The organism is Streptomyces sp. NPDC051104 (assembly GCF_040682835.1).
Taxonomy (GTDB): domain Bacteria; phylum Actinomycetota; class Actinomycetes; order Streptomycetales; family Streptomycetaceae; genus Streptomyces; species Streptomyces cynarae.
Map to the genome: position 1 here is coordinate 28290 of NZ_JBFBBS010000017.1, position 18823 is coordinate 47112.

Below are 18823 nucleotides of genomic sequence, written 5' to 3' on the forward strand. Positions count from 1 at the left end.
TGACGCCGAGGCCGTGCAGCTGCAGCGCGTTCCGTTCTGGTCGGTGCGGGTGGCGCCGGTGGTTTGTTCGTTCCTTCTCTGCGGGGCGGGGCGGTCAGCCGGAGCGCGGCTCAGAAGGCCGTGTGGGCGAACCAGCGGTCGAGTACAGCGACCTCTCCCGAGACGTCGAAGGCGGAGTCCTGGTACGACCGCCGCCCATAGAGCAGGAGCAGGAGGTCCGCCGCCTGCCCCCGGACCTCCGCCGTCACCGCCGCGGTCGGCGCCGCATCGCCTGCTGCCGGTGCCAGCAGGCGGAAACCGTCCGGATCCAGTCGCACCCGCCACTCCTCGCCGCTACCGCCGTCCAGGTCCGCGCACCGGAAGGCGATGACCTCGCCGTTGCCGTGCAGCTTGGTCACCGCCGGGGCGAAGAGACCCGCGTAGGGCAGGTTGACGAGGAACTCGTCCACCCCGTCCGCCGCCAGTGCGGGGTCGATCTCCGACTCGCGGCCGACGGCCCGCTCCGCGTCCACCCGGTGCACCAGCGTTTCGCACAGCATCCGGCGGGCCCAGAACCGCGCGTGCTGGTCCTCACCCCAGGCCCACATCCCCGCCTGAGGGTCCGTGGCGCGCAGCACCTCGGCCACCGCGGGTACGCCCGCCGCCACCCAGTCGGCATACTGCTGCGCACGTTCCGGCAGCCCGAGTTCCACGTCGCGGCTGCGCGGGGGCTCCTGCACCAGCCGGGTCAGCAGTGTGCTGAACCAGCGCTGCAACGACCCGACGTGCCGGGTGAGTTCGGCCAGGGTCCAGTCGGGGCAGGAGGGCACGGCGGTCCCGGGGTCCGCACCTTTCACCACCTCGGCGAAGCACAGCGTCTCCCGCTCGATCGCCTGCCGGTAGAAGTCGTACGGCAGAGGGTGCCCTGCCGGGCTCGTCGTCCCCATGTGCTGCCGCCTTTCCGTCCGCGCCGGATTCCGCCGTGATCAGTGTGAGGGTCGAAGTCCACTCGAAGGCAAATCCGCGCGGTGCCGGGGCGAGCGACTGACGGGTCCGGATGAGGGTACCGGTCACGCCGTCAGATGTCGGCGGCCGGACGTCAGGAGGCCATCGCCTGCCGATTGAGCCGTGTGGAGGGTGATGAGGTGCGTCTGCGTCACAGTCGTCCCTGCGATCCGGGCTACACGCGCAGGCCCCGCGGCCGGGGGTTCCAGTATCTCGACGCCTCCGGGAACGTTCTGACGGATGCGTCGGAAATCGAGCGGATCAAGGGGCTGGTCATTCCTCCCGCCTGGAAGGACGTATGGATCTGCCGTCACCCCCACGGCCACCTCCAGGCCGTCGGCACCGATGCGGCAGGACGGCGCCAGTACCTCTACCACCCCCGGTTCCGGGCGCAGCAGGAGGAGAGCAAGCACGAGCACGTCCTGGAGGTCGCCGACGCGCTGCCGCGCCTGCGGGAAGCCGTGGAAGCCCACCTCAGCATGCGCGGACTGACCCGGGACCGCGTCCTCGCCACCGGCGCGCGCCTGCTCGACCTCGGCTTCTTCCGCATAGGAAGCGAGCGCTACGCGGAGATGAACAACTCCTACGGCCTGACCACCCTGCTGCGTCGGCACGCCAGGGCCTCGCGGGGACGCATCGTCTTCAACTACCCGGCCAAACACGGCAAGGAGCTGGTACAGGCCGTGGGGGACGACGCCATACTCCGTGCGCTCACCTCCCTGCTGCGGCGGCGAGGGGGAGGCGACCGGCTGTTGGCCTACTGGCAGCCGTCCGGCTGGCACGAGGTCTCGGGCGACGACCTCAACACCTACCTGAGGGAGGTCAGCGGCGTGGCCGTCACCGCGAAGGACTTCCGCACCTGGCACGCCACCGTCCTGGCCTCCGTCGCCCTGGGCGTCTCACAGCCCGCGGCCCGCAGCGAGACCGGGCGACGCCGGGCGATCGCCCGTGCCGTCAGGGAGGTCGCCGACTACCTGGGCAATACGCCGGCGGTCTGCCGCGCCTCCTACATCAACCCGCGAGTGATCGAACTCTTCGAGGAAGGCGTCACCGTCGCCCCGTGCCTGGACCGGCTGGGGGACGGGGCCGCGTTCGGTGTGCCGGCGACGCAAGGCGCGATCGAGAAGGCCGTCATTCACATGGTCAGAACCGGACGCCCTCCCGCCGGCAGTGGGACGGACCTGATCTAGGGCGATACGCCCCGGCGGCCCGGTCACGCCCCGGCCCGGTCTGCCGTGGCCCGGCCACGCCCGGCCTGGTCCGCTTCCCGTCGTCCGCTCCACGTGTTTTGTCAGGTGGTGCCCGGGTACTGCGGCCCGAGGATGTCGAAGGGTCGGGGGCAGCGCGTCCGTCTGCCCCGGCGCACCACCGAACGGGAGGAGTCGCGATGAACCCGCTGTGCGTGGCCCGGGCCCAGGGCTTGTTCAATCTCGTCGGTGGCGGCTGGCCCCTGCTTCACCTGCGCAGCTTCGAGTGGGTCTTCGGCCCCAAGACCGAGCACTGGCTGCAACGGACGACGGCCGGTCTCCTCGCCACCAGCGGCTGGGCGCTGCTGCGCACCCCTGCCGTACCCGGCGGCCCGGCCCAGGCACGCCGTACGGGCGTGGGCACGGCGGTGACGCTGCTGGCCGTCGACCTCGTCTACGTGCCACGGGGCCGGATCCGCCCCACCTATCTGCTGGACGCGGCGATGCAGGCCGGGTGGCTGGCGGCATGGTGGCGGTGCGGCCGCCTGAGCGGTCACCGCGGGAAGGAACGATGACGCGTGCCGGGCATGACCGCGCCACACATCGGCCGGGGGCGCGCCGGGCGCGAACGGCTCCGGTTCGACGGGTGGATCGCGGGGATCGGCACGTCATCGGGAACACGGGTGGTGCTGGGTCACTGGGTGCGGTCGCCGTTCGGTCCGTTCACCGACGTGATGCTCGAGCGGAAGGACGGACACCGCGTCCTTCTGGCCCCGTCCGCGCAGACGGCGCACTTCGTCGCCGGCACCTACGTCTTCGACGAGGTTCGGGTCGTACCGGTCGGAGTGGAGGCCGACCGCGGGGAATGCACGGTCGCGGCCCCACCGCTCGACCTCCGTTTCGTCACCGGCCGCAGAGGGCCCGTGGGCCTGCTGCTCAGAGCCGTGCCCGGACCGCTCGCCGCCCGTCCTGCCTGGGCCGTACTGGTGGCCCCGGCCGCCGGGGCGTTGCTGGGGGTGCGGACCCACGGCAGCGCGGGCGCTGGCCGGTACGAGTGGTACGGGGCGAAGGACCTGCTTCCCGTCACCGAGGCCCGGGCCGTCTACGAAGGGGAGGACCTCGGTTCCCTGGCGCCGGTCGAACCCGCCGTGCGGTTCGGGTTCGGCTCGACGCCCCGCAGACCGTGCCTGGTGAGCGTCACCACCACGGTGGCCTTGGAGGAGAGCCGGCAGGCGGTTCCCGTACGGTGATCCGGCCGAGAGCCGCCCCACCGGGTCAGGCGTCGGTGGCGTCGCCGCCCGTTCCGCGCTCGTCGGTCCCGGTGTCCGGCTCCCGCCGGGCCCGTTCGTCCTTCTCGACACCTTCGAGGGGCTTGCCCGCCGTGGTGCCGCGCTCGGTCCGGTAGCCCTCCTCGGCGCTCGCCGTACCGGGCACCGTCCGCTCCTGCGCCTGGCTCTCCGCGCCCGAGTGGGCGCCCGGCTCGTCAGGGTCACGCCCCCGTGCGTACCCGCTACCGCGGTGGTCCTTGCGATCACTCATGTCCGTGCCTCCGGTCGGTCTCGGGACCCCCTCGGGTTCCCTCGGGGCGCAGGCGGAAACGGCGTCGCGGCGCCTGCCGGGGCTGGACCTCCGCACCGCCTTGGGCAACCGTTCACGGCTGCTTAGCCCCGCCGTCGCGTCGAAGGGGTGGGATCTGGCCATCACATCCCGGACGTACCGAACGAGGTCCCATGCCCGGCATACGACGCACCTCCGCCCGAGTCCGCACTCTGCACGCCACGCTGGCCGTGGTGGCCGCCGTCGCACCGCTCGGCGCCGGCTCCGCGGCACGGGCCGACGCTCCCGCCCGAGCCGCCAGGGAGTGGACGACACAGGCGATCGCCCCCGGCGTGGAGGTCCGCACCGGAACCCTGCGGAACGCCGGTGCGGCGCCGTCGTGGACCGTGGCCGTCAGGCGTCCGGTCACCAGCCGGCTGACCGGCGCACCGGCCGACGCCGAGATCGGCCCGCAGCCCTGGGCGGACGCCACTGCCGCACGGCTGCGTGAGGCCGGCTTCCAGCCGCGTGTGGAGACCGTCCGCTGGCCGGCGTATGCCGACACACCGCAGGGCACCATGGGCCTGCGCGTGCGGGTCGGCTCCTACGCCACCCAGGCGCAGGCACAGAGCGCCGCGAACGCGGTGGCGGCGGCCGGCTTCCACGCCGCGGCCGCCTGGACGGGGTACGACGCGAAGCAGCCCGCCGACGTTGAGAACATCCACGTCGCAGTGATCGACCCGCGTGCCTTCACCGGCACCGTGGAGGCCACCCACGACGGCGATGTGGCGCAACGCGAGACCACCTCGTCGGTCGCCGCGAAGCTGGGCTCCCTCGTCGGGGTCAACGGCGGCTTCTTCGTCACGTCGGACGCGGACGGAGTACAGGGCACCCAGTCCGGCATCGCCGCCTACGACGGGCAGTTGGAGTCGATGGCCTCCGGCGCACGGGCGGCCCTGGTCCTCGGCGACGACGGTCGGCACATCCGCGTCGCGGACCTGACGAGCACCGTCACCGCCCGCGCCGACGGCTCCGCGTACGCGGTCCAGGGCATCAACCGGGTGCCCGGCATCGTCAGGGACTGCGGACGGCCCGGCGCCACCCCCAGCAGCCTGCCCTGGCAGGACGTCACCTGCCACGAGACCGACGACCTCGTCCTCTTCACCCCTGCCTTCGGAACCGGCCTGCCCACCGGGGCAGGCGTCCAGGCGGTGCTCGACGGCAAGGGACGCGTGGTCTCGGTGGGCGCCCGCGGCGGCCGGGTCCCCGCGGGCGGCACGGTGCTCCAGGGCGTCGGCTCCGCCGCGGACTGGCTCACCGCCCACGCCCGGCCGGGGCAGCGGATCGGCGTCGACGAGACCGTCCGCGACAGCGAGGGCGGGCGCGTCCGGCTCGGCCGCGGCGACAGCATCGTCAGCGCGGCGCCGACGCTGGTGAAGGACGGCCGGGTGGACATCGACGCCGCCACGGAAGGCACCGTCGACCCGCAGGATGTCTCCTTCGGCTACGCGTGGGCCGACGTGCGCCAGCCGCGCGCCATGGCAGGCGTGGACGCCCGGGGACGGCTCCTGCTGGTCACCGTGGACGGGCGGCTGGCCGGCGGCAGCGAGGGCTTCACCCTGCGGGAGGCCGCGGAGTTCATGCGGTCCCTCGGCGCCGTCGAGGCCCTCAACCTCGACGGCGGCGGGTCCACCGCGATGGCCGTGAACGGCGCCCTCGTCAACCGCCCTTCGGACGCCACCGGTGAGCGGGCGGTCGGGAACACGGTCCAGGTGCTGCCGGCCGGGCGCCACTGACACCCGGCGGGCGACACGGCGCCACGTCAAATCCCCTCGGACGTACGGGTGAGCGAGGACCGCGAGGACCGCGCGGTCGCGGTCCTCGCGGTCCTCAGCCCGGTCACGGACAGATGTGGGGGATATCTCGTCACGATGACACATCCCCACGTCAGCGCACCGGAATGACTGATTCCGAGCGGCTCCGGCCGGCCCGCCGCACAGCGGAACGTCCTGGTCTCAGCGGTCACATACTAAAGTTGACCGCTTGTTTGGAGCTGGACCGGAAGATCCCAGGCATCCCTGCGGGCCCACCAGCGCCCGGAGCACTCCGGGAACGACACGTGAGGACCCGATGGCAGCCCTCCGGCAAGGCCCCGCAGTCGCCCCGTCCGACGACGAGATGCACGCCCGGTTCGGCGACCGCGCCCGCTTCCCCGCAACCCCCGCCGCCGCGCCGCGGACGCTCATGGACATCCTCGACGCCTCCGTACGCGCGTACCCCGACGAGCCGGCCCTCGACGACGGCCGCCGTTGCCTGACCTACCGCGCCCTCGCCGTCGAGGTCGACAACCTCCGGCGGCGCCTCGCGGACGCGGGGGTCGGCCTCGGCGACCGGGTCGGCGTGCGCGTCCCGTCCGGCACCGACGACCTGTACGTGGCGATCCTCGCCGTGCTCGCCGCGGGTGCCGCCTACGTGCCCGTGGACGCGGAGGACCCGGACGAGCGGGCCGAGTTGGTGTTCGGCGAGGCGCAGGTGCGCGCTGTCGTGGGCGCCGGGCACCGGATCACCGTCAGCGGCACGTCCGACGTCCCCGCCGCCCGCCCCGGCGTCGAGCACGACGCCTGGATCATCTTCACCTCGGGCTCGACCGGGAAACCCAAGGGCGTCGCCGTCAGTCACCGCAGTGCCGCCGCGTTCGTGGACGCCGAGGCCGACCTCTTCCTGACGAAGGAACCGATCGGGCCCGGCGACCGGGTCATGGCGGGCCTGTCCGTGGCCTTCGACGCCTCCTGCGAGGAGATGTGGCTTGCCTGGCGCTACGGGGCCTGTCTGGTGCCCGTACCGCGCGCGCAGGTGCGCAGCGGCGCGGACCTCGGCCCCTGGCTGGTCGAGCAGGAGATCACCGTCGTCTCCACGGTGCCGACCCTGGCCGCGCTCTGGGAGCCGGAGGCCCTGAACGACGTCCGCCTGCTTATCTTCGGCGGTGAGGCCTGCCCGCCCGAACTGGCACAGCGGCTGGTCACCGAGGGACGCGAGGTCTGGAACACCTACGGGCCGACCGAGGCGACCGTGGTGGCCTGTGCCTCGCTGCTCACCGGCGACGAGCCGATCCGGATCGGACTGCCCCTGAACGGCTGGGAACTGGCCGTCGTGGACGACGCCGGACTGCCGGTGGCGATGGGGGAGAGCGGCCAGTTGGTGATCGGCGGCGTCGGCCTCGCGCGGTACCTCGACGCCGAGAAGGACGCCGAGAAGTACGCGCCTCTCGTCTCCCTCGGCTGGGAACGCGCCTACCGCAGCGGGGACCTCGTCCGGGCCGAGCCGGAGGGTCTGATCTTCCTCGGGCGCGCCGACGAGCAGATCAAGCTCGGCGGGCGGCGGATCGAACTCGGCGAGGTGGACGCGGCGTTGCAGGCCCTGCCCGGGGTGGCCGGCGCCGCCGCGGCCGTACGGACCGCGCGCAGCGGCAACCAACTCCTCGTCGGCTACGTCGTCACCCAGGAGGGCTGGGACCACCCGGCGGCCGTCGAGAGGCTGCGGGCCGAACTGCCCGCCGCGCTCGTCCCGTTGCTCGCACCGGTCGACGACCTGCCGACCCGCACCTCCGGCAAGGTCGACCGCAACGCGCTGCCCTGGCCGCTGGAGGGCGTGGAAGGCCCCGCCGCCCAGCTGTACGGCACGGAGGCCTGGCTCGCCGAGCAGTGGACCGAGGTCCTCGGCATCCCGGTGACCGACGCATCCGACGACTTCTTCGCGATCGGCGGGGGCAGCCTGGCCGCCGCCCAGCTCACCACCCGGCTGCGCACCCGCTATCCCAGCGCGGCCGTCCTCGACATCTACCAGCAGCCAAGGCTGCGCGAACTGGCCCGCCACCTGGAGGAGTCGGCACAGGACGACGGGGCGCAGCGCGTGATCGCTCCCGTGCCCGCGCGGGCCGGGGCACTCCAACTGCTCCTGCTGATTCCCCTGTTCACCGTGCTGGGGCTGCGCTGGACCGTGGCGCTGGCGGCCCTCGGCAACGTCCTGCACTGGTTCGGCCCGTATCCGTGGGCGCCGACCACCTCCTGGTGGGCCGTGGCGGCCGGGGCGCTGCTGTTCTTCAGCCCGCCGGGGCGGCTCGCGATCGCCGCGGGCGGGGCCCGGCTGCTGCTGCGGGGTGTCGAGCCCGGCCGGTACGCCCGCGGCGGCGGAATGCACCTGCGGCTGTGGGCCGCCGAACGGCTCGCCGAGTTCAGCGGGGCGACGTCGCTGACGGGCTCGTGGCTGGAGCGGTACGCCCGGGCCCTGGGAGCCAAGGTCGGTGCGGACGTGGACCTGCATTCGCTGCCACCGGTGACCGGCATGCTCAAGCTGGGCCGGGGCGCCGCCGTCGAGTCCGAGGTGGATCTGGCGGGCCACTGGCTGGACGGCGACGTGCTGGAGATCGGCCCGGTCAAGGTGGGGGCGCACGCCGTGGTCGGCACGCGCAGCATGCTCTTCCCGGGCGCGCGCGTCGGCAAGCGCGCCGAGGTCGCGCCCGGGTCGGCCGTCGTCGGGCAGATCCCGACCGGTCAGCGCTGGGCGGGCGCGCCCGCCGTCAAGCTCGGCAGGGCCAAGCACAACTGGCCCAAGGAGCGGCCGCACCGCGGTAGGGGGTGGCGGGCGGTGTACGGCGTCACCGGCTTCGCGTTGACGGCCCTGCCGGTGCCGGCGGGGCTGGCCGCGCTCCTGGTGGCGCATGTCTTCGTCGACCCGGCCGCCGGTCTCGGCGCGGCCCTGCGGGGCGCCGCCGTGGCACTGGTGCCGGCGACGCTCGCCTTCGGTCTGACGTACGCGCTGTCGCTTCTGGTCGCCGTACGGTTGACGAGTCTCGGGCTGCGCGAGGGTACACATCCCACGCACAGCCGGACCGGCTGGCAGGCCTGGACGGTCACCCAGCTGATGGACCGCTCGCGCGAGATGCTCTTCCCGCTGTACGCCGGGCTGGTCACTCCGGTGTGGCTGCGGCTGCTCGGGATGCGGATCGGGCGGGGCGCCGAGGTCTCGACCGTCCTGGCGCTGCCGAGCCTGACCACGGTCGGCGACGGGGCGTTCCTCGCGGACGACACGCTGACCGCGCCGTACGAGCTGGGCGGTGGCTGGGTGAGGATCGGGCGCGCGGAGATCGGGCGGCGGGCGTTCCTCGGGAACTCCGGGATGACCGCACCGGGCCGCAGCGTGCCGGACGGCGGGCTGGTCGGTGTGCTGTCGGCGACGCCGAAGAAGGCCAAGAAGGGCAGCTCCTACCTGGGCCTGCCGCCGGTGAAGCTGCCGCGCGCGGTGCCCGACGGCGACCGGAGCCGCACCTACGAACCGCCGGCCCGGCTGCTGTGGGCGCGCGGGCTGGTGGAGCTGTGCCGGATCGTGCCCGTGTTCTGCTCGGCGGGGCTCGCCGTGCTGACGGCCGCGGCGCTCAGCGCGCTGGGCGGCTGGGCCTGGCCGCTGTGCGGGGCGGTGCTGCTGTGCGCCGGGCTGGTGGCCGGTGCCGTGTCCGTCGTGGCGAAGTGGCTGCTCGTGGGTCGCCATCGGGCCGGGGAGCACCCGCTGTGGAGCTCCTTCGTCTGGCGCAACGAGCTGGCGGACACCTTCGTCGAGGTCGTGACCGTGCCGTGGCTCGCCGGATCGGTACCGGGCACGCCGTTGACGACGCTGTGGCTGCGCGGGCTCGGCGCCCGGATCGGCCGGGGCGTGTGGGTGGAGAGCTACTGGCTGCCCGAGACGGACCTGGTGACGCTGGGGGACGGGGCCACGGTCAACCGGGGATGCGTCCTGCAGACCCACCTCTTCCACGACCGGATCTTGCGGACGGATACTGTGGTCCTCCGTGAGGGCGCCACGCTGGGTCCTGGCGGAATCGTCCTGCCCGGCAGCACGGTCGGGGCCCGTACCACACTGGGTCCCGCCTCCCTGGTGATGGCGGCGGAGTCCGTGCCCGACGACACCCGCTGGCTGGGCAACCCGATCGAGGCATGGCGTCCCCGGAAACGAGCGACGTGACCCGTATCGGGCCGGGGGACGGGGCACCGGCACGACGTACGAGCACAGCGCAGGGAGCAGACGCACCAGTGAGCCCTCAGCAGAAGGCGGAAGCAGACCCGTACTTCCCCGACAACGGCGACCCCCGCTACCGGGTCCACCGCTACGAGCTCACGCTGGACTACCGCCCCGGCCCCAACCGGCTCGCCGGTGCGGCGCGTCTGAACGCCATAGCGGGCCCGGCCCCGCTCACCGAGTTCCAGCTCAACCTGGCCGACTTCCGCGTCGGCCGGGTCAAGGTCGACGGCCGGGCGGCGCACTACACGCACCGTGGCGGCCGGCTGCGCGTCCGCCCTTCCAAACCCGTCCGGGCGGGTGCCGCGTTCACCGTCGAGGTGCACTGGTCCGGCAATCCGAAGCCCGTCAACACCCCCTGGGGCGGCGTCGGCTGGGAGGAGCTGCAGGACGGGGCGCTGGTGGCGAGCCAGCCGGTCGGGGCGCCCTCGTGGTATCCGTGCAACGACCGCCCGGCGGACAAGGCGTCCTACCAGATCTCGGTCACCACGCCGTCGGCGTACTCGGTGGTGACGGGCGGGCGCCTGCTGACCCGCACGACGAAGGCGTCGACGACGACCTGGGTGTACGACCAGCCCGCGCCGACCTCCAGCTATCTCGTCGGGCTGTCGATCGGCAGGTACCAGACCGTGCTGCTCGGCGATCCGGGCGAGGACGGTGTGCCGCAGCACGCGCACATCCCCGCGCCGCTGCTCCCGCGGTTCTCCCGGGACTTCGCGCGCCAGCCGGCCATGATGACCCTGTTCCAGGAGCTGTTCGGTCCCTACCCGTTCGGCGAGTACGCCGTGGTGGTGACCGAGGAGGAACTCGACGTCCCCGTCGAGGCGCAGGGGTTGTCACTGTTCGGCGCCAACCACGTGGACGGCGCCCGCGGTTCCGAGCGGCTGGTGGCGCACGAGCTGGCGCACCAGTGGTTCGGCAACAGCGTGACCGTCGCCGACTGGCGGCACATCTGGCTCAACGAGGGCTTCGCGAAGTACGCGGAATGGCTCTGGTCGGAGCGGTCCGGGGGACCCGCGGCCGATCGATTGGCCGCGACGGCGCACCGGAAGCTGTCCTCGCTGCCGCAGGACCTGCGACTCGCCGACCCGGGCCGCAAGCGGATGTTCGACGACCGCCTCTACGAACGCGGCGGCCTGGTGCTGCACGCGGTGCGGTGTGCGCTGGGCGACGAGGCATTCTTCCGGATGCTGCGCGGCTGGGCGGGCGTGCACCGGGGCGGGACCGTGACGACCGGCGCCTTCACCGCCCACGCCGCACGGTTCGCGTCCCGGCCCCTGGACGACCTGTTCCAGGCGTGGGTGGAGGAGACGGCGCTGCCGCCGCTGCCGATCCCCGAACACCGGGTGCCGATGCGTCCGTCCTACCCGCCGAGCAACGCCGGCTCCGTCTGACGCAGGGCGGCCGCCGGTCCTTCAGCCGTCGAGGCGGACGAGGTCCGGGACGGCGGAACCGTTGCCCCCGCGTTCAACTCCTTTCCGCTCGACCGGCGTTCGTGACCTTTCCTGCTTCATCTCTTGACGCTCCTGGTACGGACCTTTAGATTCACTGACCGCTCACCGTTCCACGAATGCGCTCGACTTTCAGCCTTGTGAACGCAGGGTGGTGCTTCGGGGACGCGGCTCGGTGTCGCGCAAGCGCGGCCTCGTACTCCGCCCCGTGTCCACCACCTCCGAAAGGCCGTACTCCGCACGGCCGGACGCCCCCCACCATCAGCCGCGTAGTCGGCACAGGAGGACCCGTGTTCAGCCTCTTGCGCACCACCCGAACGCACCGCCGCAGAACCGCTCCCGCCGTCCGCCCCTGGGCGGCGGCCGCCCTGGTCGCGGCATCGGCCGCGTCCCTGCTCACCGCCCTGCCCGCGCAGGCGGTCACCGCCATGTCCACCCGGGCGGCACCTTCGCGAGCCGCTGCCGCGCAGGCGGCGGCCCTGCCGACCGGCTGGGCGACCGTCGTGAACGCCGGCAGCGGCAAATGCCTGGACGCCCGGGGGGCCGGAACCGCCAACGGCACCGCGGTCCAGCAGTACAGCTGCAACAACACCGGCGCCCAGCAGTGGAGTTTCACTCCCACCAGTGACGGCTACGTGCGCGTCAACAACCGCAACGACGCCAACCAGGTCCTGGACGTGACCGACGTGTCCACCGCCGACAACGCCCTGGTGCAGCTGTGGACGTACGGCGGCGGTGACAACCAGCAGTGGCAGGCCGTCGACGAGGGCGCGGGCGCCTACCACTTCGTCAACCGGCACAGCGGCAAGTGCCTGGACGTCCCCTCCGCGTCGACCGCGGACAGCGTCCAGCTGCAGCAGTACACGTGCAATGGCACCGCGGCCCAACGCTTCCAGGTGACGCCGGTCTCCACCTCGCCGAGCGACGTGGACCTCGGCCCCAACGTCGCCGTCTTCGACCCCTCCATGTCGTCGTCGGCCATCCAGAGCAGACTCGACTCGATCTTCAAGCAGCAGGAGACCAACCAGTTCGGCTCCCAGCGCTACGCCGTGCTGTTCAAGCCGGGCACGTACAGCAACGACGTCAACGTCGGCTTCTACACCCAGGTTCTGGGGCTCGGCCTGTCACCCGACGCCGTCACCGTCAACGGCGCAGTGCACGCCGAGGCCGACTGGTTCCAGGGCAACGCCACCCAGAACTTCTGGCGCGGCGCGGAGAACCTCTCGGTCAACCCGGCCGGCGGCACGGACCGGTGGGCGGTCTCCCAGGCCGCGCCGTACCGGCGGATGCACCTGCGGGGTAACCTCCAGCTGGACGACGGCGGTTGGTCCAGCGGCGGCCTCATCGCCGACAGCAAGATCGACGGGCAGGTGCGCTCCGGGAGCCAGCAGCAGTGGCTGACCCGCGACTCGCAGCTCGGGAGCTGGACCGGCTCCAACTGGAACATGGTCTTCGTCGGCAGCCAGGGCGTGCCGGCCACCAGCTTCCCCAACCCCCCGTACACCACGGTGGACCGGAGCCCGGTCAGCCGTGAGAAGCCGTTCCTGTACGTGGACGCCTCCGGCGCCTACCGGGTGTTCCTGCCGTCCCTGCGCACCAACTCCACGGGGACCAGCTGGGCGAGCGGCAGCGCCTCGGGAACCTCGCTGTCCCTGGACCAGTTCTTCGTCGTGAAGCCCGGGGCGACCGCCGCACAGATCAACGAGGCGCTGGCAGCCGGCAAGAACCTCCTGGTCACCCCCGGCGTCTACCACCTCGACCAGACGCTGAAGGTGACCCGCCCCGACACGGTCGTCCTCGGACTGGGCCTCGCCACCTTCGTGCCGGACAACGGCATCACCGCCATGACCGTCGCGGACGTGGACGGCGTCAGGATCGCCGGCCTGCTCTTCGACGCGGGAACGACCACCTCGCGGACGCTGCTGGAGGTCGGGCCGACGGGATCCGCCGCCTCTCACGCAACCGACCCGACGTCCCTGCACGACGTCTACTTCCGGATCGGCGGCGCGGCCGTCGGCAGGGCCACCACCAGCCTCGTGGTCAACAGCGACGACGTCATCGGCGACCACATGTGGCTCTGGCGTGCCGACCACGGCAGCGGCGTCGGCTGGACCAGCAACACCGCGGACACCGGTCTCGTCGTCAACGGTGACAACGTCACCATGTACGGCCTGTTCGTCGAGCACTACCAGAAGTACCAGACGATCTGGAACGGCAACGGTGGCCGGACGTACTTCTTCCAGAACGAGATGCCCTACGACCCGCCCAGCCAGGCCGCCTGGATGAACGGTGCGACACAGGGCTACGCGGCCTACAAGGTCGCCGACTCGGTGACCAGCCACCAGGCGTACGGTCTCGGCAGCTACTGCTACTTCAACGCCAACCCGAGCGTGACCGCGGAGCACGCCATCGAGGCGCCGAACAACGCGAACGTCCGCTTCCGGGACATGGTGACCGTCTCCCTCGGCGGCACCGGAACCATCCGCCACATCGTCAACGACCGTGGCGGGCCGTCCAACTCCAGCACCAACGTGGCCGATCTGGTCGCCTATCCGTGAGCCTGTCCTGACCGTACGGCAGCGGTGCCTCCCGTCGTGAGAGTGCGGCGGGAGGCACCGCTGCCGTCTCCGGGCGTACCGGGCGGCTTGAAGGCGGCCGATTGACGACGCGGCCGGTCGCCGATCACCGGGCCGCGCGTCCCGGACGGCGGCCCCGCGGTTGCGGGTCACCGCTCGACGCCGTGGACTTGAGTGCGTGGGGCGCCCGCGGCCCTGCCGGCCTGGTGTGGAGGAGACATGATCGTCGCTGCGGGGGCGGTGGCACCAGGGGGCGGCGCGCCGTGCTGAGCGTGCTGCTCGCCGTCCTGGCGGCGATCGCGAACGCCCTGGCCTCCGTGCTGCAGCGCAAGGCGGCACGGGACCGCCCGGAGAGCGAGAGCCTGAGCTGGCGGCTCGTACGGCACCTGCTGCACCGGCCGGTGTGGTTCGCCGGCGTCCTCTCGATCATCGCCGGATTCCTGCTCCAGGCCGCGGCGCTGGGCAACGGCCAGATCTCGCTGGTGCAGCCGGTGCTGGTCCTGGAACTGCCCGCCACCCTGCTGCTGGCATCGCTGGTGTTCAGGAGCCGACTGGGCGTCCGGGAATGGGGCGCCTCGGTGATGATGGCCGCCGGCCTGGCGGGACTGCTGTTCGCCCTGTCCCCCTCGCAGGGTTCGGCCGCACACGCCACCGCTCTGAGGTGGGCGTTCGCCTCGGGAGTGAATGTGCTCCTGGTCGCCGCCATGGTGGTGTGGGCCCGTCTCGCCGATCCCGGGGCCCGCAAGGCGGCCCTCCTGGGCGTGGCGACCGGGTGCGCTTTCGGGTTCACCGCCGCGCTGATCAAGGGCATGACGGAGGCGTTCACCCACGGCATCGGCGCGCTGTTCACCAGCTGGCAGCTCTACGCCATGATCGTGGCGGGCGCCGGCGCGATGTTCCTGCTGCAGTCCGCGATGCACGCCGGCCGACTGCTCGCCAGCCAGCCCGGGCTGACGATGTCCGACCCGGTCGTCGCGATCCTGTGGGGCGTCTTCGTCTTCGGCGAAGCGGTTCGGGGCGGCGTCTACACCATCTTGTCGGTCGTGGGAGCAGCCGTCGTGGCCGTCGCCGTGACGCTGCTCACCCGCTCCCCGCTGCTCGCCGGCCGGACCGGTCGCGGAGAAGAGGGGCAGCCCTGCGGCGGGGCCGACGCGGAGACGGAATAGCGTCCCCGAGGTCTCACCCGAGGCCGGCGAAGGGGTCGCTCGGCTGCCAGGCGGCGGGCAGGACGACGTCGACGCCGTCACGGCGCGCCAGGGGCAGCAGTCGGCTCATGGTCGTGTCGAGGTCGTCGAACAGGTAGGGCAGCGGGCGCAACGGGCGCCCCAGACCGGTGAAGAAGTCGTCCCAGTGGACGAGGACGACGCGCCGTGCTCCGGTGGCGGTGACGACCTCCTCCCAGTACGCCCGGAGGAACGCGGCGGGCTGCTTGCCCAGGTTCCCGATGCCCAGGTAGACGACGTCGGCCCGGTGGCCGCGCAGGGCGCCGGGCCGGTGGTTGGCGCTGGCGTGCAGCAGCAGACGGCCGCGGGGATGCGCGACCAGCACGGAGTAGACGGTGCCGGTCTTCCAGGCCCGGGCGCGGGCCGGCGGGACGAGGGGCCGGTCGATGCTGCCCGGGTAGTGGTCGCCGGGGCTGTGCAGGGAGGTCAGGAAGGTCAGGTCGAAGCCGCCGTAGGTGAGGGTGTCTCCGTCCTCGACGACCCGCACCGATCGTGCGGGGACCCCCTGACCGCGCCCGACGTTCGCGGTGGACCGCGACCCGACCAGCTCGGCGCCGGTTTCCAGCGCCCACAGCGGGGCGTCGAGGGCGTGGTCGTAGTGGGAATGCGCGCACACCACGGCGGCGAGGGTGTCCACGCCCAGTCGCTCGACGGCCGCGCGGACCAGCCTGCGGTCGGGCGCGATGCGGCCCATGGCCACGCGCAGCAGGCGAGGCCGGGTGACGAACCCGTCCATGAGGAGACGGGTCTCACCGTCCGACAGCAGGACGGAGCTGGTGCCGAGGAATTGGGCGGTCAGTCCGTCGTGCGGGAGTGCGGCACGCTGCAGATACGGCAGGTAGGGCCGCAGGCTGGGGCGGCTGATCGGTGTCCTCATCCGGCCATCCTCGGGCGTGTGCTGCCCCGGTGCCAGCCCCGGTGCCAGCCCCGGTGCCACTGCGGTCGGCAAAGCGCGCCCGGGGCGGGATCCGCTCTCACATGGCGGGATCGCCGAACTGTTCCAGGAGGACGTCGACCGGCGTGGGGTCCGTCGCGGCGGACGTGCCGTCGTGGAGGGTCTGCTCCGCCCAGATCACCTTGCCCTGGGCCGTGTAGCGCGTCCCCCACCGCTGGGCGAACTGCGCCACCAGGAACAGCCCCCGCCCGCCCTCGTCCGTGGTCGCCGCCCGCCGCAGCCGCGGCGAGGTGCTGCTGCCGTCCGCCACCTCGCAGATCAGGCAGCGCCCGTACAGCAGCCGCACGGTCACCGGTGGTGACCCGTGCCGGATCGCGTTCGTGACCAACTCGCTGATGATCAGCTCCGTGGTGAACCCGCTCTCCTCCAGCCCCCACTCCCGCAACTTGTCCCTGCACCGTGTCCGGACCGAGGGAACGACCGCCGGGTCCGGCGGCACGCCCCACTCGGCCACGCACGAGCGCGGGAACAGCCGGGTCCGCGCCACCAGCAGGGCGATGTCGTCGGCGGGTCGTGCGGGCCCCACCGCATCGATCACCGCCTGGCACGCCTCCTCCGGACTGCGCCTTCCGGCCGCGCCCAACGCCCGGCGCAGCCGATCCAGGCCGACGTCGATGTCACGGGCGCGTTCCTCCACCAGACCGTCGGTGTAGAGCACCAGTTGGGAACCCTCGCTCAAACGCAGCTCGGCGGTCTCGAAGGGGTAGCCGCCCAGGCCGAGCGGTGCCGACGCCGGTACGCCGGGACAGGTGACGGTTCCGTCCGGACGCACCACCACCGGTTCGGGGTGCCCGGCGCGGGCCATCGTGCACGCCCCCGTCACCGGGTCGTAGATCGCGTACAGACACGTCGCTCCCGTCACCCCCTCGCCCTCGTGGCCGTCGGCGGCCTCGGCGGCGTCCTCCTCGTTGTCCATGCGGGCGACCAGGTCGTCCAGGTTCCCGAGCACCTCGTCCACGGGGAGGTCCAGCGTGGAGAAGTTGCGCACCGCGGTGCGCAGTCGCCCCATCGTCGCCGCCGCGTGCAGTCCGTGCCCGACGACGTCGCCCATCGCCAGCGCCACACGTGCGCCCGGCAGCGGGATGACGTCGAACCAGTCCCCGCCCACCCCCGTCGCAGCCGGCAGATACCGCCAGGCCACGTCGAGCGCGTCCTGCTCCGGTTGCCCCCGCGGCAGCAGACTGCGCTGCAACGTCACCGCCATCTCGTGCTCCCGCGTGAACCGCCGGGCGTTGTCGATGGCCACCGCCGCCCGCGCGGCCAGCTCCTCCGCGAAGTACAGGTCGTCCGGCTCGAACGCGGGGGAGTCCGTCGTCCGGTAGAAGTTGGCCACACCGAGCGGCACGTTCCGAGCCCGCAACGGCATGGTCACCAGCGAATGCAGTCCGAGTTCCAGCGCCTTGCGGGCGCGTTCCGGATCCTGCTTCTGCCAGCCGTGCGCCTGCCGCAGGTCCGGCTCCAGCATCCCCCGGCCCTCCTGGAGCGCTTGCATCTGCGGGGTTCCCGGCGAGAACGTGATCATCTCGCCCACCGGATACACCGGCATCACCTGCCGGTCCCCGCTGATCGCCGTACGCCGCAGATGCCGCCATCCCTCCGCCGTCGGCTCCCAGCCGCGCAGCACGGCATCCAGCAGATCGACGGTGACGAGGTCCGCGAACTGCGGCACCGTGACGTTCGCCAGCTCCTGCGCCGTACGCCCCACATCGAGCGTCGTCCCGATCCGCAACCCCGCCTCGTAGAGGAGCTTCAGCCGCTCCCGCGCCACCTCCGCCCGTCCCGAGACCGCCGCCAGCTCCGTGGTGTCCCGCAGCGTCACCACGCTGCCTCCCGGGCCACCGTGCGGGAACGTGGGCCGCTTGTTCACCGCCAGCAGCCGGTCCTCCGCCAGGTGCACCTCGTCGGTCACCGCGTCCGGCGAGATCAGCAACCGCGTGATCTGCTCGGGCAGCCCCAGCTCCCGCACCGGACGCCCCTGCGCGTCGGCCGGCAGGCCCAGCAGCCGCCTCGCCTCGTCGTTGGCCAGCAGCAGCCGCCCGTCGGGGGTGGTGATGAGCACCCCTTCCCGCACCGCGTGCAGCACCGCCTCGTGGTGCTCGTACAGCCGCGTCAGTTCCATCGGGGCCAGGCCGCGCGTCTGCCGCAGCAGCCGCCGGGACGCCAGCGTGGTCCCGGTCGCGGCCAGTGCCAGCGCCGCCGCGCCGGTACCGAGGATGATCGGCAGCTGTGGCATCCACAGGCGCGACACGTTCTTGACCGTGATCCCCGCCGAAACCAGGCCGACGACCGTGCCGCGCGAGTCGTGCACCGGGACCACCGCCTGCACGGCCGTGCCCTTGCCGGCGGGAAGGGGCGGCCCACCGGCCTGCTCGATGACGGTACGGCCTTGCAGCGCCGGCTTGATGTCGCCGACGAACCTCTTCCCGATCTCCTTCGGGTAGGGGTACGTATAACGAATTCCCTTCGTGTCCGTGACGACCACGAAGTCCACGCTCGCCTTCTTGCGCGCCGCTTCGGCCCGCGGCTGCAGGACCGCCGACGGGTCCCGGCTGCGCAGCGCCTCGGCCACTCCGGGCGCGTTCGCGAACGACTGGGCCGCGACGACCGACACGCGGCGCCCCTGCTGCAGCGCGTCCCGCGCCGCCTGGAGTATCACGCTCGCCACCGCGGCCAGGACCAGCAGCACCACGATCACGATCTGAAGCAGGAACACCTGCCCGGCCGCGCTGTGAGGGTTCAGCACGGAACCCCGACGCTCACGCGCGCGTCCGGTGGGCGGGGGCCGCGCCTGGGTCCGATCTCGTCCGAAACGTACCCTCATGTTCCCTTCATAGCACCGCTG

12 protein-coding genes are annotated in these 18823 nt (G+C 72.6%); 8 read left to right on the plus strand and 4 right to left on the minus strand.

Features of this window, described 5'->3' with window-relative positions; translation table 11 throughout:
* Positions 1–110 precede the first annotated feature (110 nt).
* Positions 111–926, minus strand: a complete 816-nt coding sequence (locus tag AB0N14_RS22995) for a maleylpyruvate isomerase family mycothiol-dependent enzyme (protein WP_366027575.1) — start codon at positions 924–926, stop codon at positions 111–113.
* 198 nt (positions 927–1124) lie between these two features.
* Here AB0N14_RS22995 and AB0N14_RS23000 point away from each other — a divergent pair, with 198 nt between their 5' ends.
* From AB0N14_RS23000 to AB0N14_RS23010, 3 genes are all read left to right on the plus strand, one after another.
* Positions 1125–2174, plus strand: coding sequence for a DNA topoisomerase IB (locus AB0N14_RS23000; RefSeq protein ID WP_366027576.1), 1050 nt, complete (start codon positions 1125–1127; stop codon positions 2172–2174).
* 197 nt (positions 2175–2371) lie between these two features.
* Positions 2372–2746 carry a hypothetical protein gene (locus tag AB0N14_RS23005; protein ID WP_366027577.1) on the plus strand — a complete coding sequence of 125 codons (375 nt, stop codon included), beginning with the start codon at positions 2372–2374 and terminating at the stop codon, positions 2744–2746.
* Between the two features lie 12 nt (positions 2747–2758).
* Positions 2759–3421 (plus strand): hypothetical protein, encoded by a 663-nt coding sequence (locus AB0N14_RS23010; protein WP_366027659.1) that lies wholly within the window; start codon positions 2759–2761, stop codon positions 3419–3421.
* Between the two features lie 25 nt (positions 3422–3446).
* Here the strand turns inward: AB0N14_RS23010 and AB0N14_RS23015 are convergent, their stop codons facing one another.
* Positions 3447–3710, minus strand: a complete 264-nt coding sequence (locus AB0N14_RS23015) for a hypothetical protein (protein ID WP_366027578.1) — start codon at positions 3708–3710, stop codon at positions 3447–3449.
* 191 nt (positions 3711–3901) lie between these two features.
* Between AB0N14_RS23015 and AB0N14_RS23020 the strand changes: the two genes are divergently transcribed.
* The 5 genes from AB0N14_RS23020 to AB0N14_RS23040 all read left to right on the plus strand — a co-directional run bounded on the left by AB0N14_RS23020 (position 3902) and on the right by AB0N14_RS23040 (position 14969).
* A complete protein-coding gene (locus tag AB0N14_RS23020; RefSeq protein ID WP_366027579.1) occupies positions 3902–5503 on the plus strand; it encodes a phosphodiester glycosidase family protein in 1602 nt (533 codons plus the stop codon).
* Positions 5504–5837: 334 nt separating this feature from the next.
* Entirely contained in the window at positions 5838–9722 is a 3885-nt protein-coding gene (locus tag AB0N14_RS23025) for a Pls/PosA family non-ribosomal peptide synthetase (protein WP_366027580.1), read from the plus strand.
* A 68-nt stretch (positions 9723–9790) separates the two neighbouring features.
* A complete protein-coding gene (locus tag AB0N14_RS23030; RefSeq protein WP_366027581.1) occupies positions 9791–11170 on the plus strand; it encodes a M1 family metallopeptidase in 1380 nt (459 codons plus the stop codon).
* A 485-nt stretch (positions 11171–11655) separates the two neighbouring features.
* Positions 11656–13785 (plus strand): RICIN domain-containing protein, encoded by a 2130-nt coding sequence (locus tag AB0N14_RS23035; RefSeq protein ID WP_366027660.1) that lies wholly within the window; start codon positions 11656–11658, stop codon positions 13783–13785.
* 281 nt (positions 13786–14066) lie between these two features.
* Positions 14067–14969: a DMT family transporter gene (locus AB0N14_RS23040; protein ID WP_366027582.1), complete on the plus strand. Its 903-nt coding sequence runs from the start codon at positions 14067–14069 to the stop codon at positions 14967–14969.
* Positions 14970–14982: 13 nt separating this feature from the next.
* Here AB0N14_RS23040 and AB0N14_RS23045 read toward each other — a convergent pair whose 3' ends face one another.
* On the minus strand, positions 14983–15903 hold the full coding sequence (locus AB0N14_RS23045; RefSeq protein WP_366027583.1) for an MBL fold metallo-hydrolase: 921 nt from the start codon (positions 15901–15903) through the stop codon (positions 14983–14985).
* A gap of 97 nt (positions 15904–16000) precedes the next feature.
* Positions 16001–18724, minus strand: coding sequence for a SpoIIE family protein phosphatase (locus AB0N14_RS23050; protein WP_366027584.1), 2724 nt, complete (start codon positions 18722–18724; stop codon positions 16001–16003).
* Positions 18725–18823: the final 99 nt, after the last annotated feature.